This window comes from Vibrio sp. QJM3NY_27, from assembly GCF_057785955.1.
Genome location: NZ_CM173512.1, coordinates 232343 through 248302, shown reverse-complemented (window position 1 = coordinate 248302; position 15960 = coordinate 232343). Strand labels below are relative to the sequence as shown.

The following is a 15960-nucleotide window of genomic DNA, read 5'->3' as shown; positions in this document are numbered from 1 at the left end:
CGCCTGCCGAGGCCCTGAAAATGCAAAACACTGGCTGGTGAGTAACGTAATCGATTTCTTTCGACTGTCGAACGCTATATTTGGATTTTAAACCTATAAATTTGTCATTTGTCAGTGATATTAACCGACAAGTCATTACTATTTGGAGGGTTGATTTGATTGGGTTTTGTAAATGCCTTAAATGTAAGTGTGAGTAAGAAAATAAAGCAAACGTAAGCGTTGTATAGGCAATTAAAACACCGTGAATAGCGAGTTATTGATGGCCAACCTTCTTAAACTAAGGAGTACTGGTGGTTAAGCACTGCGTTTTGTAAACGTGTATGTACAAAAGTGATTACAATGTTTTGCGTACGGTAAAAGTGAGGCTCGAAGCACAACATTGATGATATATGAGCAGTATATATACTGCCCTCGCTTTTAATAAATACGGGTGATAGGAATGTCGAAAACCAAAGTGCTCATTGTCGAAGATGACCAAGAGATAGCTCGTTTAACTACGCTTTACCTAGAAGCTGAAGGCTACGATGTTAGCGTTGTTCATGAAGGGAATTTAGCACTTGAAGCGATCCGCAGTATTGAACCTGATTTAGTGCTGTTGGACTTGATGCTTCCAGGCATGAGTGGCGCTCAAATTTGCCGTCAGGCTCGAGAGTTTTACAATGGAATAATTTTAGTGTTGACCGCCTCTGCCGATGAAATGAGTGAGGTAAGCTTATTTAAGTTTGGCGCGGATGATTACGTTGCAAAGCCTATTCGTGGCCATGCTTTGTTGGCGCGAATTGAAGCGTTATTACGTCGAGCTGCTCCTATTGCTATCGCGCCAGAAAAAATGGCTGAAAAGCAATGCGATATTGTGATCAACAATATTGCTCAAAGTGCCACTCTGTATGGGCAAAACCTTAAGCTTACTTCTGCCGAGTTTGAAATCTTAAACCTTCTTGTGAATAACATCTGTCAGGTCGTGACTCGAGACCAGTGCTGTCAGTTATTTAGAGGGATTGATTATGCTTTTAATGATCGTTCTATTGATATGCGAGTTTCCGGTTTAAGACGAAAACTACGCATTCACGCAAAAGACAAACAGTTGATCCGTACGGTTCGCAATAAGGGGTACATGCTGGTTGCGTAAGTTCATGACTGCGAAACTTCGTTCTGTTTCGATGTTTGCCCGATTGTATCTTGGGATTGTGGTTGGTATGTCGGCAACGATCTTTTTGTTTGTGAACCTAGGTGAAGGGCACATGCGAAGAACCGAGATCGAAACTTTCTTAAATGATGGTATTTACTTCGTTGAGCAGTATACCCGTCAGCACAATCAATATAATTCACTGTATAAAGAACTCGATAGAACAGGCTACCAACAATTTTATATCTTCAATTTACGCCTGTTAGATAATTGGTCGGGAGAGGCTCCATGCCAACGATGCGAGTTATTTACCACTTTAAATGGTGTACCTATATACCTCAGTGATAACGATCTGTACTCGGCGGTGTTTCAACTTCCAAATTCTAAATTTAGTTTCGCGTTCAGTGAGGTAGGGGATTTTTTCTCTCCTGAAATTGAATGGTATGAAGATTCAGAAAGAAACTTTTTACTCGGGCTTTTGTTCGCCATTATTGTCGCGATCGGCGCAAGTGTTTACTTACCTGTGAGGCGTTTTCAAGAAAGAATCGAGTTGCTAGTTGAGAAGCAAAAACAGTTTGGTCGAGGGAAACTCAGTACTCGTTCTGATCTAGACGACATTCATCCTGTGTCTGATTTGGCCAGCAGCTTTAACTTCATGGCGGAAGAGATCGAGAGCAAAGTGAAACAAAGCCACATCTTTGCTCAAGCTATCCCACATGAGGTGCGCACCCCGCTCAGTCGTATTCAGCTGGCGACCGATATTCTAAGAAGGGGAGCCCCCGACCATCATCAGGCGCTTTTCGATGATATTGATACCTACATTGAGGATATCAACGATCTCACTTCAGAAATTATCATGCTGTCGAAGTTGAATGTCATGGATAACTCATTCTTTGAGCTCGTTAAAGTGACCTCTGATCTTCATGAGTACTGTCTCGATCGTATTCGTTACTCTCAGTTAGACAATGTGCTCTTTGAATCCAAAGTAGGGCAAGATTGCAAGATTAAGTGTGACTGCTCAATGGCACGTTTGGTCTTCGATAATATTCTCAAAAACGCGGGTAATTACACGCGCGATGAGGTGTGGATGACACTGGATGAGAATTCAGAAAATTGGCTAGTGGTTATTGAAGATAATGGTTCTGGAATCCCAGAAGACAGTCGTGATGAAGTATTTCTTCCGTTTTCCCGTCTAGATTCAAGCAGAACCTCAACAACGGGTGGTTTGGGGTTAGGCCTCGCGATTGCGATTTCAGCGGCTAAAAAGCTTTCTTGGGATATCAAAATCGATGACAGCAACCATGGTGGAGCTAAGTTCAGTATCGTGATTCCTAAGACCGTATAACTGGGCGCTCTGAGGGCTACTTAGGTTCTAGGTTCGTAAAATAACAAAGCCACGGTCGAATACCGTGGCTTTTTAGTATGCTCATTTACATAATAGTGACTGCTTAGAGCTTAGAGCGATGAAGACCATAAATGGCGTGGTCTACGATGCGGCCATTCAAGTTCTCATTACGAGTTATAATACCTTCTAACGTGAAATGTAAGCGCTCACAAACTTTACGGCTGCTCATGTTCTCAGTGGCAGCTGATATTTCAATCTTTTCCATATCTAACTCATTGAAAGCAATATCAATCAGTTTTTCGACCACACGGGTGACTATCCCTTTACCTTGGTACGATTCAGACAGCCAGTAACCTATCGTGACTTTCTGTTTGTTGTGGTCAATGGTGTTGAAGCTACAGTTACCGACGATATTGTCTTTATACACAATCGCACATGTCATGCTTTTCCCTTCCGCATAATCGTGTAGCGAGCGCTGGATGAAGATCCTAAAGTCTTGCTCGGTTTTACAATGTGGTGGCCACACAAGCCATTGGCTTAGATACTCATTCTGACTTCGTGAAATTTCCGCATAGTGAGAAGCGAAACTCTCTTCAACCAATGCGATGGATAGTTCGTTATCGATAATCGTTTTAAACATGTCTTTCCTTTTCTTTTGGCTGATGATTTAGTGATTTTTGGTCGGCAGACTATAATGTCGCATGATTTTCAATATGCAACCACTTGTAGCACGGATTTTTCGTGATACGTTAGTTCTATCACGAAACTCATTAAACCTTACAATAGTTGTGTATATAATCATTAGCTATGCATTAGTATTAGCAGCCTAAATATATAAAAACTATAAAAATGCTAGGCTTAAATAATGATTCAACATTGCCAAGAGGTAACCGTAGACCTAAGAAAGGCTCTATTTGGTATTGCTAAGGCGCTTGATAACGTCGGTTTTGAAAGCAAAAACCATGGGCAGAGGGTAGGTTATATCGCGTATCGATGTGCTCTGAGCGTCGGGTGGGAAGAAGAGCAGGCCCAACTTGCGTTCTCATTAGGGTTAATTCACGACTGTGGCGTATCGCAAATTGATGAGCAGCTCAGCTTAACTTCTGGGTTTGTGCCCGACTCGAGCTATCACCATTGTCAGAAGGGCTACCAAATCTTAAAAGAGTGCCCAGTTCTTTCTATATTCGCTAAGCCGGTTCTTTATCATCATACCCCGTGGGCTGAGTTAAAGGCGATTCATATCAGCGAGTTAGAAAAAGAATTGGCCGCGATCGTGATGCTTGCCGACAGAGTCGATTATCTATACGGCATAACCTCTTCTGATCGTTATGGAAATTTAACACCAGATGGAAAAGCGAGCATTATTGAACGTTTGACTGAACAAGCGGATGAGATGTTCGAAACCAACCTTGTACAACACATGTGTGAGCTGGTCGATCTGGATGATTTTTGGTTCTCGATGGAAATCCCTTACATCGAGAACATGAGGGATAACTTCGAACCTGTGCCGTTCTTCTCTCAGCAAATGTCGCTGGACGAGACGGTGGCCTTTGCCGAGTTTATCGCCAATGTTGTTGATACAAAAAGTTCGTTTACTTTTAAGCATTCGTTGAAAGTCGGGCAGCTTTCTGAATATCTCGCCAAGCAGTTGGGTTACTCATACACAACTCAGCGTAAACTCTATTTAGCAGGGCTAGTTCATGATATCGGCAAACTGCAAACACCTAATGACATTCTTCATAAGCCGGATTTGCTGACCGAAGAGGAGTATTGCTGTATTAAACGCCACGCAACGGACACTCGATTCGCACTGCAAGAGCTGTTTAGTTCTCCTCAGGTATGCCAATGGGCATCCAATCATCATGAAAGGTTAGATGGATCAGGTTACCCAATGGGTAAAACGGCGGAAGAGCTGGATCAACCGAGTCGGATCGTCGCTGTGGTAGATGTATTCCAAGCATTATCTCAATCACGTCCTTATCGTGCTGGTATGACGTTAGAACAGACGATGGCTATTTTGAGAGACTATGTTGAAAACTATAAGTTAGATCGAGAAGTGTTTGAATGTCTTGAAAAACACGCACAGTACTGTTTCGAGTTATCAACTGATAAAAGAATGTACGCGTTTTAACGCTAGTGAATGGTTTCGAGGTGTGATGCCTTCACTCATACTCGATGAGAAATGACCAATCACCAGAAACAGAAAAGCGATAGCCGAGGCTATCGCTTTTTTAGTGGGGGCTTTCAGGAGATAAACATCAGTAGGAACTAAAGGTTAAGGCCTAAAAATTGAAGCTAGTATCGTTTAAAGATCTCGATGATCTCTAGCTCTGTTTCCGCTGCGATAATGGCATCAATGTCATCATCATTTTGGAACAACTCTGATAGCGCCATAATAGTATGGATATGGCTGTCTGAGTCCATCGCTGCCAGAGTGATTGAAAGGTAAACGTCACCGTTGTCTTCCGACTCTAAATCAACACCCTTTTTGAATACTGTCACCTGTAGTGATGCTTCGTTCACACCATCTTCAGGACGAGCATGAGGCATCGCAATCTTTGGTGCTAGAACATAGTACGCGCCAATGTCCTTGTGCTTTTGTTTGATAGCTTCAACATAGCTAGCTTCAATTTTGTTGCTTGCTAGCAGTGTTGAACAGGTTAAATCAATCGCAGCATCAACCGTTAGGTTTTCTTCAGAGTTGATGATAACGCCTTGGTCACCGATTAAATCGAATAGGCTCATGAAACAATCCACCCTAGAATCAGACCAACAACACCGAAGTCGAAGTCAGCAAACGTTGTTGCTTCAAGACCCAGGCCACCCAGTACAGGAAGTAGCAGCATCGGTAGGAAAGAGATACACAGACCTTGCGTGAATGAACCTAGGATTGCACCGCGTAAACCGCCTGTTGCGTTACCGTAAACACCAGCTGCGCCACCAACGAAGAAGTGAGGTACCACGCCCGCTACAATGATTGTCCAACCAAGTGCACCTTGTACTGCCATTGCTAGTAGACCAGCAGCGAAAGAACAAAGGAAACCGATAAGTACCGCGTTTGGGGCTACAGGGAATACCATTGGGCAATCGAGAGCAGGTTTTGCACCCGGAACTAGTTTGTCAGAAATACCTTTAAATGCAGGAACGATTTCAGCAATTAGCATCTTCACACCTTGCAATACGATGTAAACACCACCTGCAAAGATTAGAGATTGCATGAAGGTAAACACAACCCAGTTTTGACCGCTTGATACTGTTTCTACAAACTCGCCGCCCGCAATAATAGACGCAAGCATGAAGAAGATTGCCATTGTTGTTGCTACGGCTACTGGCGTATCACGCAGGAACATTAAGCTTTTAGGAACTTGGATGTCTTCTGTTGATTTTGATGTGTCACCGAATTTGCTACCAATGAAGCCAGACACGATGTAAGACAGTGTCGAGAAGTGACCGATAGCCAGTTGATCAGTACCCATTACTTTTTCAGTGTACTTTTGGCCTAGCGCTGGCATCACAACCATTAGTGTACCGACAATGATAGAGCCAATTGCGACTAGAGCAGTGCCTTCAATGTTTGCTGTAGACAGAATTACCGCTACTAGCATAGACATGAACATTGTGTGGTGACCCGTTAAGAAAATATATTTTAAAGGAGTAATGCGAGCCAATAAAATATTCACAACGAATGCGAAGAACATAATTAGAGCCATTTCATAACCGAATGCTTCTTGTGCTAATGCAACAATTGCTTCGTTATTTGGAATAACACCACTTACGCCGAATGCTTCAGTAAATACAACTGAGAAGTTATTTAGTGCGCCAACAAGAGCGCCAGCACCAAAACCTAAAATTAGGAAACCCATTACGGTTTTAATTGTGCCTTTTAGAATGGTAGAAATATCAGCTTTTTGTGCAACAAGGCCAATGAAAGCAATTAAACCTACCATGATTGCTGGCTCTTTTAATAATCCGAGCATGAATTCGAAAAAGTTTTGCATAATTTGACCTTACATGAAAGTTTTTAGTTGTTCTTCGATTGATGCTTTGTCAAAAATATTTTTAAGGCTGATGATGTTCTCTTTTCCACCGTCTTTCAGTTGGTTAGCAACGTCTGTTGCCGCGACCCAAATATCCGCATTGCTTGATGCTGCAGAAGATAGATCTTCGTGATCAATCTCTGCTTCGAAACCGATTTTTTTAGCCACTTCTTTCACTGCCATTTCCATCATTAGTGAAGTACCAAGGCCGTTACCGCAAACTACAAGAATCTTTTTCATAATATTTGTCTCAATTGGATTTTAGGGGGGTGAGAAACTGCGTTCTCTTATTGTGTGAGAGCATAATAATGTAAATATTCAGATTTCAATAAGATCTCCATCACAAAGCTAAAATGAGATTGTGATGGAGATCTCGTTAATTCGCGTTAAAGATCCAGAGTGAGACTTTGATCAAATTTAACTTTTCACTCGAATATGCAACGTATCTTATTGAGAAAGGCAGGAGTAAATGTATTTATTTTTCGGAAGGCAAATATTTAGAGGATCTGTGAAATAAAATAGATAACTAATCGTATCGACCGTAATCGATAAGCATTTTCTTAAGCATGCTATTGACGTCTTTGGTCTTTTTATTTCTTTTTGTTAATTGACTAAGAGAGGTTGGCTTTGGAGCCTCAGTTTTATCATTCTCAACATCTTCGACCTTATCTTTCATTTTTTGTACGGCTGGTAATAACATTCGAATTTCTTCGTTATTAGTGTTGGTTAGTACCACAATATTTTCAGATTCAACTTGGGTAATGGTCAATATTCCATGTTTAACGGATTCAACCTTTTCACCAATCATAATTGATTCAGGTGCGACAGAGCGATCGGTTAACTGACCTGTACGTAATTTCGCCGCACTGATAGCGCGGATATTTCCGGTATTTTCAAACGCGACAATAACAGTATAGGTGTTATAATATTCAACTACTGTCACATAGCCATGTCTATTTGTTTTGAATTTAGCTCCATTGTTCATGTCGTGCGGAGCTTCCATTTTCTTCAAGTGTGTCCTCTCTTAGTCTCGATGGCTGTTATATCTAATCAGCTCTATTAGTATTTTATAGATAATTATTTGGTGAGATCATACAAAGTATATACGCATCTAAACTTAAGATGAATCTTGAAGTATCGGGAAATGAGGCAGAGCACAGAAAAGTAGTAAGAATCACACAGAATTAACCGAGTGATTACGCTCGTACGTTTAAAGGCTTAACATTACAAATTCAACTTCATACAGGTTGTTTACAGTTTTTATGCACACAAAAGACGATAAACACAGCGTTTTGTTTAATCCTTGACCGCGCGATCGTTTGCGTCAAAAAATGTGATGAAAGTCTCACTTAACTGTTTATACTTCTTTTCCGGTTTTAAGCCGGTGCTTAGCCAATACAAGCCGTCACATGGATATGTGAATGACCCCACGGACCGGACCAGCTACGTTCCACTGCTTGTATAAGGTGATTTTTACATGAACAACTCGTTGTTACAGTCGCTAACGTTGTTAGCTCCTTCATCGCGTAGCGTTTTGCTTGCGGTTCTTTGTCCTATTCCTTTGATGTCATTCGTTTGGCTCATGTTCACTCTTTAAGGATTACTAGGACACATTATGAATATTCTATTTGGTCTTGTCGGTGTTATTGCACTGATTGCTTGCGCATGTCTGCTATCTGAGAGTCGCTCTTCTATTAACTGGAAAACGGTCTCTCGTGCACTATTACTTCAAATCGGCTTCGCTGCTTTGGTGTTGTATTTCCCTTGGGGACAACTGGCGTTAACAAGCCTAAGCAATGGCGTTTCGAGCTTGCTTGGTTTTGCAGACGTTGGTATCGCTTTCCTATTTGGTGATCTGGCTACTGAAGGTTTCATTTTCGCGATTCGCGTACTTCCAATCATTATCTTCTTCAGTGCTTTGATCTCTGCGCTCTATTACTTAGGCGTTATGCAGAAAGTGATTCAAGTTCTTGGTGGAGCCGTGCAAAAACTGCTGGGTACCAGTAAAGCTGAATCTCTAGTTGCAACAGGTAATATCTTCCTTTCTCAGGGTGAGTCTCCTCTTCTTATTCGTCCCTTTTTAAAGTCTATGACTCGTTCTGAACTGTTTGCTGTAATGGCGGGCGGCATGGCGTCAGTAGCCGGCAGTGTACTGGGTGGCTATGCAGGATTAGGTGTTGAACTTAAATACCTTATTGCAGCAAGCTTCATGGCGGCTCCGGGCAGCCTATTGATGGCGAAGATCATTGTTCCTGAGCGTAGTACTCCGAGTGACTACGACCACATTGAGCTAGATAAAGCTGACCAAAGCAACGTGATCGATGCATTGGCAAGTGGCGCAATGAACGGTATGAAGGTGGCGGTCGCTGTCGGCACTATGTTGGTTGCATTCGTGAGTGTGATTGCAATGGTCAACACGGGTTTAGAAAGTCTAGGCGAAATGTTCGGTTTTGCGGGCATTACCCTGCAAGCTATCTTTGGTTACCTATTCTCGCCTCTTGCATGGTTAATTGGTATCCCGAGTGATGAAGTATTAATGGCAGGTTCTTACATCGGTCAGAAGATCGTAATGAACGAGTTTGTTGCTTTCATCGACTTCGTTGAGAACAAAGCTCTGCTGTCTGAACATAGCCAAGTGATTGTGACTTTTGCATTGTGTGGTTTTGCCAACATTGGTTCTATCGCGATTCAATTAGGTTCGATTGGTGTTATGGCACCAGAGCGTCGTGCAGAAGTGGCAAACTTAGGTTTGAAAGCGGTAGCGGCTGGTACGTTAGCAAACCTAATGAGTGCATGTTTAGCGGGTATCTTCATCCTGCTTTAAGCTAGATTAAGTTAAAGTAGCTAGATTCAATAAAAGCGCTTAAATTTAGTAAAAGCGGGTATCTTACTTACGGAGTTTACGTAAGAAGGGTATCCGCTTTTTTGTGCCTGCTGGTTAGGTTGATTCAGATTCAAACCACCACTTTCATTACTCTGTCGTGTATAAGGCTCACTCGGAAGAGTAATAGAGCAAGCCTGTTTTATCCGATATACTTGAATATCATCAGGTTGCGATTAATATCGTTCGGTTTCGGCTAAGAACATTCGATTTCGATTGAGAATATTCGGTTTCGACTAAGCACATCCGCTTTCGATTAAGAATAATGGCAACCAAGTCCAATAAATCAAAGGTCTCCCCATGAACATGCGCGTTCTCATCGGTCTTATCACTGCCTTTATCGGCTTGTTTGCGATGGTTTATCTTATTGCTAGTGGTACTCAGTTCCCTATCTCTCAGTGGCCGCAAGAGGCTTACCACGGTTTAGTATTCAGCATCGTATGGGGCACTGGCGTCGCAGCATCGGTGGCGTACTTCTTCTCGGCATTGGTGTTTGTGACTATTGCAGTGGTTTGCTATGCGATTGGTTATAAGATCGGTGGGCTCTTTTCTAGCAAGTCAGAAGCATAAAACAGAAGTTTAAACGTACACTTTTTGCATTTTCTTTTAGGGTTAACGTTCGCCTTAACCCTCCCTTAACCTCCAGCTCGTTATCTTGCCTCCATTCTTACAGGAGACAAGAAGATGAAATTGAATCTTCCTTTAAAACATTCCCTTATTTCACTTGCTCTAATCGGGTTGAACGGTTGCACGACAGCCAGTCAGGCTGACTATGTTTCGTTAGCAGAGCAAAGCACTAGCAAGACACAGCAAAGCTTGCTTTCAGAGCTGATCCAACAAACCTCTGAAGAACAGGCTTTGAACCAGCATGCTTCTAATGAACAAGAGTTAGATACAGAGAATCTACAACTCACCGATTTAGTGAATGCGCCGGAGCTCGATCTCTATATCGAGCGCGCTCTGCAGAACAGTCCAAGCCTTCAACAAAGTATCACAGCACTCAAAATTGCCTATGCACAGCAAGGTGTGACGTCTGGCGACCGCTTACCAACCGTCGATGCGAGTTTTTCTGGTCAAGCTGACGAAGGCACTAAAGGCTCAAGCACCACTGAAACCTACACCACGGATGTCACGGTCGGTTGGGAGTTGGACTTATGGCAGAAATTAGCAGACACAAACAACGCCGCGTTAAAAGATATTGCGACGTCTCAGGCTAACCTTCAGGGCGCTCAAGATCTTTTGGTCGCGAGTGTTATGAGAGGTTGGCTTGATATCAGTTTGAAGCAGCAGCTTGTTGATATTGAAACGCAGCGCTTAGTGATCCTCGAAAACAACGAAGAGCTGGTTTTAGAACGTTATCGCACAGGGCTAGGTAGCCTTGAAGAGCTAGATAACGCCAAAACGAGCAGCGCATCGACTCAAGCAACTTTGGCCGATTACCAAGAGCAACTGGCACAAAGTCGACGCGCGTTAGTTTTGTTAACGGGGCAGTGGAGTGGAGAGTCTGAGGAGTTATCACTTGCGGATCTCGGTTCATTCCCAACCATCATTAACCCGCTAGACAACATGCCGACGCAAGATCTGGCAGGGCGTCCGGATCTTCAAGCGGCTTTCTTCAATATTGAAGCAGAAACACTGCGTGCTGATGCTGCATACAAAGCGATGCTGCCGTCGATCAGCTTATCTGCAAGCCTAACCGATATGGCAGAATCTCCGAGCGAAGCGCTGCTTACCGGGCCTTTGTGGAGTGCGCTTGGCCAAGTATCGGCACCACTGTTTCAAGGTGGCAAGCTGAAAGCCCAAGCAGAGATTGCTGACTTAACCACAGAAACCAGTTACTGGGCTTACCAAGAAACACTACTGAATGCGGTGAATGAAGTGGAGAACGCGATGGGTCAAGAGTCCTCACTAACGCTTCAACAGCAACACCTAACGAACGCCTTGGTGAGCGCACAACGCAGCTTCACCAGCTATGAAGAGAAATACCGTCAGGGTTTGGTCGACATTTTTGATCTACTTACTGTTCAGCAACAAACCTATGACCTTGAAGCGCAGCTAACACAAACCATCTATAACCGTCTTGTAAACCGAATTGATTTAGGCCTAGCTCTGGGCTTGGGAGTATCTTCATGAAACTGAACACCATCACAATTGCAATCACCCTTGTTGCGGGTTCAAGCATTTTTGCTGCCCTCGCTTACAACGGTTCACAAACAGAGCTTACTCCTCAAAAGACGAATGAATTAACGGTTTCAGAGTCTCAAATCATGGTTGCTGAAACTAAGTCTATTGGAACTAAGTCTGTTGAAACGACCACCTTAGCAGCCTCGCAACAGCAACAAGTGTCAGTGGTACTCGCAACTCTCGGAGACTACCAAGCGGAAGTGGTGGGCTACGGAGAAGCGAAGTCGCGTTATGAGTTGATGTTTTCAACAGAAGTTGGTGGCCGAGTAGAAACGATCAGCTCGCAGTTTGAAACAGGGCAAGTGATAAGCCAAGGTGAAGTGATCGCCAATATCGACTCGACCAGCTACCAACAAGCGGTAACGCAAGCAAAGGCGAATGTTGCTCAAGCTCAACTGGATTTATTGGAAGAGCAAAGACAAGGCGAACAAGCTAAGTCTGAATGGCAACGCTCTGGTTTGTCCGGCGAGCCAGATTCACCTTTAGTATTACGCGAACCACAACTGGCACAAGTAACAGCTGCCTTAGAGAACGCCAAGCTTGAATTGGTAAAGGCTCAGCAAGACCTCGAAAAAACAACCTTGGTTGCCCCTTTTGATTCGTTGGTCGTGAGTCGTGATGTTCAACCGGGAAGCTACGCACAAACGGGCGCGCAGATTGCTACGTTATACAGCGTTGATGAGGTTGAGGTCTCTGTTCCTTTGTCTGAAAGCCAATGGTTGAGCTTACCCAACAGCGATAACTCGCAATTGAAAGAGCAGCCGTGGCCAGTGATTCTGTCGAGTTCTGATGGTCAGTACCAGTGGCAAGGTTATGTCGAGCGAGTAGAGCAGCACTTACAACAAGACACACGTCAACGTTCACTGATCGTGAAAGTCGATAACCCTTTGGAGCAAGAGAAAGATCTTTATCCAGGCACATTCGTGCAGGCAACGATCTCGGGTAAGCAACTAACTCAATTATGGGAGCTGCCAGCTTCAGCACTTTCGCAGCAGGGTGACCTGTGGTTTGTGGATGGCAACGGTCTGCTCTCTAAATCAAACGCGAATGTTGAGTTTGAAAAGGGCGGTTTGATTTACATCGACCCTACCAAGCTGAACAACTCTGCCGATCTGAATAGCCTTACAGAATCAAATAGTGACAGTGTGCAAGTGGTAAAGCGTCCGTTAAGCAGCTTTAAAGCAGGCATGGTCGTTCTGGCTAAGGCGGAGGGTTAATCATGTCAAACAAGCAGCATACAGGCGCTATTGCATGGTTTGCTAACAACTCTGTGGCAGCGAACTTATTGTTAGTGGGCGTGATCATTATTGGCGTGTTATCGCTTAACACGTTACGTAAAGAAGCATTCCCGAGCCTAGAACCCGATGTTGTCACTGTTTCAGTGACTTATGACAGTGGTGACCCTGTTCAAGCGGAAGAAGGCCTTGCGATTAAGATTGAAGATGCGTTAGAAACCGTACCTGGCATTAAGCGTATTACGTCTACTTCTGATGCGAACGGCAGCTATGTTTCGATTGAAAAAACGAGCACCTATGATCTTGATACCCTGTTAACCGACGTTAAAACTAAAGTTGATGCTATCAATAACTTGCCTGCGGGCGCTGACAATCCTGTTATTGATAAGGCACGCATGCAAGACCACGCCTTATGGGTGCAGCTTTATGGGGATGCAGACCGAGCAACGCTGCAGAGCTTAGCCGAGCAACTTAAGTCGGATTTACTGAGCCAATCGGCGATTCGTGACTTAGAGATTAAGGCTAAGGCTGATCCTATGATCTCAGTCGAGGTTGATGAGAACAAGCTGCAAGCATACGACTTAACTCTGACTGACGTTTCTGAAGCGATCAATGCGGAGTCTTCTGCTGCAATTTCTACCAGCCTTCGCAACGGTGAAAAAACGGTTCGTTTGAAGGTGTCGGAACAGGCGTATGAGATCCAAGACTTCAACGCAATTCCGGTAATGACGACGACTGATGGTACGCAAATTACACTGGGTGACATTGCCAACGTTGAAGACATGTTTGCCGACGATACCTTCATGCTTTCTCGTTATAACCAACAGAATGCGATGGCGATTCAAATCGTGATGGATGAATACGGAGACGTCGTCAGCATCGTTGAACAGGCTCAACAAGTGGTAGATCGCTGGGAAAAAAGCAACATGTTGCCTAGCGATGTCGAAATCGAAACTTGGTACGACAAAAGTACCATGATCAAAGATCGCTTGAGCCTATTGGTGAAGAACGCGTTAACGGGTATTGCTCTGGTATTCATCGTGTTAGCGGTATTCCTAAACGTGCGTGTCGCTTTCTGGGTCGCTGCGGGCTTACCGTTCGTATTCTTTGGCACCATGTTCTTCATGACAGACACCTTTATGGGGTTAACCATCAATGAAATGACCACCTTTGGTTTCATTATGGCGCTCGGAATAGTCGTCGATGATGCCGTGGTGGTTGGGGAGAGTATCTACTCCACACGCAAAGAAGAAGGCGACTCGATCGGCAGTACTATTCGAGGCACTATGAAGGTGGCATCACCAACCATATTTGGTGTGCTAACGACGGTTGTTGCTTTCTTAGCACTGGCTAACGTTGAAGGTAAAATGGGTCAGATTTACGCTCAGTTCGGCACGGTCGTGACTATCTGTTTGTTGCTATCTTTGGTTGAGTCTAAGTTCATCCTGCCATCGCACCTCGCGCACATTAATACCAAGCGCAGCGACAAAAAGGGGCTTTGGGCTCGTGTTCAACATGCTGCGGATACTGGATTAGGTTGGTTTAACAAGCGTATTTATTGCCCGGCTATTGAATGGGCACTAAAACTGCGTTACGCCGTGGTAATGGTTTTCTTGTCGTTGCTTATCTTGGTTGCTGGGCTACCGATGACGGGTGCGGTTCGTGTGGCTTTCTTCCCTGATATGCCGGGTGACACCGTTACAGCTGATATGTCGATGCAGAACGATGCTAGCTTTGGCCAAACACAGCAAAACTTATTAGTGCTTGAAGCGGCGGCAACACAAACGGATGAAACTCTGAGAGCGCAATACGGTGCTCAAGATGAATCATCGGAACTGCTTAGCCTTCAGGTTATCGCCGATGCCGATGATTCTGGCCAAGTGAAAATTGAATTGGACAGCGACAGTGTTTACACATCGAACGAGTTTGCAGATGCGTGGCAAGAGACTGTTGGCCAAATGGAAGGGGTTAAGAAGCTTAAAATCTTGTCTAAAATGGAGATGGTCGATAACTTCAAAGTCGAGCTAAAAGCGTGGAATGAAGAATCAGTTTCGGCGGCCGGCAATGAGTTCTTAACCAAGCTTCAAGCTATTGACGGTGTGAGTGGCATTGATCATAACTTGGATCTGGGTGAGCCTCAGTATCGTTTCGAATTAACACAACAAGGTCGTGCGTTAGGTTTTGATACCGCAAGTCTTTCACAGCAAGTATTACAGGCGTTTGGTGGTGACATAGTTCAGCAATTCCAACGTGGTAAAGATGAGGTGAAAGTTCGAGTTCGTTACCCAGAATCGGATCGTCAAACCATTGCGGATATCAAGCAATCGAGCGTGAGAACCAACGACGGTACCGTGGTGCCTTTGAGTACGGTTGCTGAGGTGCATTCAGACTACCAAGTATCAGAGATCACACGTATTGATAGCCAACGTGCTGTGTACATCAGTGCAGTATTGGACAAAGAGGTGGTTGCGCCTGCTGAGCTTGTTCATCAGTTGCAAGACACATTAGTACCCGATTTAGAAGCGCAATATCCGGGGCTAACGGTCGACTTTGCTGGCGAAACGGAAGAGCAAGAAGAAACCGCGAGTTCAATGATGAGCATGTTTGTACTCGCCATGATTGCTATCTACACGCTGCTTGCTATCCCGCTGAAGTCTTACATTCAGCCTGTGATTATTATGACAGCGATTCCATTTGGTATTGTTGGGGCAATCTTAGGGCACTGGTGGAATGACTTAACAATCAGTATCCTATCGTTAAACGGTATCCTTGCGTTGAGTGGCGTGGTGGTAAATGACAGCTTGTTGTTGGTTTCTCGTTTCAATGAGCTAATCAAAGAGCAGGGCAAGTCGGTTCACGATGCGATTGTTGAAGCGTGTTCAGGTCGACTAAGAGCCGTGTTACTCACATCGGTCACCACGTTCGCAGGTTTGACGCCACTATTAAGTGAAACGTCTCTGCAGGCTCAATTCCTGATCCCTGCAGCGGCGGCACTAGGTTACGGCATTTTGTTTGCGACGTTTATTACGCTGATTCTGACGCCAGCATTACTAATGATTCAGTGTGAGATTAAGTCTCTGATTCTTAAAGTCACAAATCGAGTCAAAGGCGTTGAACAAACGGCTTAACAATGGCTAAGCTAATGATGATAT

General features: G+C 44.1%; 13 protein-coding genes. 8 read left to right on the top strand and 5 right to left on the bottom strand.

Annotated elements, in window-relative coordinates; genetic code table 11:
- Positions 1-439 precede the first annotated feature (439 nt).
- On the top strand, positions 440-1129 hold the full coding sequence (locus AC3CIA_RS16995; protein ID WP_054547152.1) for a response regulator transcription factor: 690 nt from the start codon (positions 440-442) through the stop codon (positions 1127-1129).
- A complete protein-coding gene (locus tag AC3CIA_RS16990) occupies positions 1122-2471 on the top strand; it encodes a sensor histidine kinase (protein ID WP_054547151.1) in 1350 nt (449 codons plus the stop codon). Before AC3CIA_RS16995 ends, AC3CIA_RS16990 begins: the two co-directional genes overlap by 8 nt.
- A gap of 103 nt (positions 2472-2574) precedes the next feature.
- Here the strand turns inward: AC3CIA_RS16990 and AC3CIA_RS16985 are convergent, their stop codons facing one another.
- Positions 2575-3111, bottom strand: coding sequence for a GNAT family N-acetyltransferase (locus tag AC3CIA_RS16985; RefSeq protein WP_171316499.1), 537 nt, complete (start codon positions 3109-3111; stop codon positions 2575-2577).
- A 225-nt stretch (positions 3112-3336) separates the two neighbouring features.
- On the opposite strand from AC3CIA_RS16985, the gene AC3CIA_RS16980 reads away from it, so the two are divergent.
- Positions 3337-4602, top strand: coding sequence for an HD-GYP domain-containing protein (locus AC3CIA_RS16980; RefSeq protein ID WP_171316501.1), 1266 nt, complete (start codon positions 3337-3339; stop codon positions 4600-4602).
- Positions 4603-4766: 164 nt separating this feature from the next.
- Here the strand turns inward: AC3CIA_RS16980 and AC3CIA_RS16975 are convergent, their stop codons facing one another.
- From AC3CIA_RS16975 to AC3CIA_RS16960, 4 genes are all read right to left on the bottom strand, one after another.
- Positions 4767-5216 carry a PTS sugar transporter subunit IIA gene (locus AC3CIA_RS16975; protein ID WP_488519323.1) on the bottom strand — a complete coding sequence of 150 codons (450 nt, stop codon included), beginning with the start codon at positions 5214-5216 and terminating at the stop codon, positions 4767-4769.
- A complete protein-coding gene (gene ulaA / locus AC3CIA_RS16970; RefSeq protein ID WP_004729966.1) occupies positions 5213-6469 on the bottom strand; it encodes a PTS ascorbate transporter subunit IIC in 1257 nt (418 codons plus the stop codon). The genes AC3CIA_RS16975 and ulaA overlap by 4 nt, the downstream gene beginning before the upstream one ends.
- Positions 6470-6478: 9 nt before the next feature.
- Positions 6479-6748 (bottom strand): PTS sugar transporter subunit IIB, encoded by a 270-nt coding sequence (locus AC3CIA_RS16965; protein WP_004729968.1) that lies wholly within the window; start codon positions 6746-6748, stop codon positions 6479-6481.
- Positions 6749-7034: 286 nt separating this feature from the next.
- Complete coding sequence (locus AC3CIA_RS16960; protein WP_488519663.1) at positions 7035-7511, bottom strand: hypothetical protein; 477 nt, start codon at positions 7509-7511, stop codon at positions 7035-7037.
- A 612-nt stretch (positions 7512-8123) separates the two neighbouring features.
- Here AC3CIA_RS16960 and AC3CIA_RS16955 point away from each other — a divergent pair.
- The 5 genes from AC3CIA_RS16955 to AC3CIA_RS16935 all read left to right on the top strand — a co-directional run bounded on the left by AC3CIA_RS16955 (position 8124) and on the right by AC3CIA_RS16935 (position 15936).
- Positions 8124-9332, top strand: coding sequence for a NupC/NupG family nucleoside CNT transporter (locus tag AC3CIA_RS16955; protein WP_004729974.1), 1209 nt, complete (start codon positions 8124-8126; stop codon positions 9330-9332).
- A 357-nt stretch (positions 9333-9689) separates the two neighbouring features.
- A complete protein-coding gene (locus AC3CIA_RS16950; RefSeq protein ID WP_054547148.1) occupies positions 9690-9959 on the top strand; it encodes a hypothetical protein in 270 nt (89 codons plus the stop codon).
- A gap of 114 nt (positions 9960-10073) precedes the next feature.
- Entirely contained in the window at positions 10074-11522 is a 1449-nt protein-coding gene (locus AC3CIA_RS16945) for a TolC family protein (RefSeq protein WP_054547147.1), read from the top strand.
- Positions 11519-12790: an efflux RND transporter periplasmic adaptor subunit gene (locus AC3CIA_RS16940; RefSeq protein WP_488519322.1), complete on the top strand. Its 1272-nt coding sequence runs from the start codon at positions 11519-11521 to the stop codon at positions 12788-12790. The genes AC3CIA_RS16945 and AC3CIA_RS16940 overlap by 4 nt, the downstream gene beginning before the upstream one ends.
- 2 nt (positions 12791-12792) lie before the next feature.
- Complete coding sequence (locus AC3CIA_RS16935) at positions 12793-15936, top strand: efflux RND transporter permease subunit (protein ID WP_488519321.1); 3144 nt, start codon at positions 12793-12795, stop codon at positions 15934-15936.
- Positions 15937-15960: the final 24 nt, after the last annotated feature.